This is a genomic window from Neisseria sp. P0009.S007, assembly GCF_051962515.1.
In genome coordinates, this window is sequence record NZ_JBQCVF010000509.1 from 1 (window position 1) to 1,041 (window position 1,041).

The 1,041-nt window shown below is 51.7% G+C and carries 1 protein-coding gene; it reads right to left on the reverse strand.

Translation table 11 applies throughout. The annotated features are described in order from the left end of the window. Positions 1–72: 72 nt before the first annotated feature. Positions 73–963, reverse strand: a complete 891-nt coding sequence (locus tag ACTHS3_RS14410) for a LysR family transcriptional regulator (protein WP_070606290.1) — start codon at positions 961–963, stop codon at positions 73–75. Between the last annotated feature and the right edge of the window lie 78 nt (positions 964–1,041).

Here is a 1,041-nt window from a genome sequence, read left to right on the forward strand (position 1 = left end):
TCGACCAATTATTGATTGGATTGTTGCTTTGATTAAAGGCCGTCTGAAAAGTGTTTCAGACGGCCTTGATGTTTATCCTTCCGATATTTTTTCATTGAGAAAGTCGATAAAGCTGCGCACTTTCGCACTGAGAAATGCCCTGTCGACATAGGTGGCGTTCAGTTGATCTGTCCAGATGGTGTAAGCGGGCAGGAGTTGGATTAATGTGCCCTCCTTCAATTCCTGCTGAACCGCCCAAAGGGGCTGATAGCCTATGCCTGCACCTGCTTTAATCAGCTCGCGGATCATCAGTGTGTTGTCGCTGCGGATAACAGGGGAGAGGTGGAGAATGGCTTTTTCTCCGGTTTGGCGGTGGGTAATTTCCCAGTTTTGTTGACTGGTATAGGAAGGCAAGATGGCTTGGTGCTGCATGACGGCTTCGGGTGTATCGGGTGTGCCGTGTCGGGCAAGGTAGTCGGGGGCAGCAAGCAGGACGAACTCGATTTTGGCCAGCGGTTTGACGATCAGCGAAGGGGAGGGGGTTTTGGAAACGCGCAAAGCGAGGTCGAAACCTTCGGCGATGAGATCGATATGGCGGTTGTCGAGGACGAGGTCGAGCGTTACTTTGGGATAACGCTGGCGGTATTCGGCCAACCATGCGCTCATATTGCCGCCTGCAAACCACAAGGGCATGGTAACGCGCAACATACCTTGCGGCGTGTCAGCGCCGCCTGCCGCTTTTTGGGCAGCGGTGTCCAAGGTATCCAGCGCGTAGCTGCATTGACGGTAGTATTCTTCGCCTGCTTCGGTCAGGTGGAGGTTGCGGCTGTTGCGGTGTAAGAGCTTGGCTTGAATGGTGTTTTCCAGATGGCTAACGTGTTTGCTGGCCATGGCGGTGGAGATGTCGAGCTGATCGGCGGCACGGGTAAAACTGCCGCTTTGAACCACTTGGCGGAAAACTTTCAGGCTGAATAGGGTATCCATGATTTCTTATTAGGAAACGTTGTATCAATAATTCGAGTATATATCTCTTACTGGGAATTATCTATACTGCACTTATTG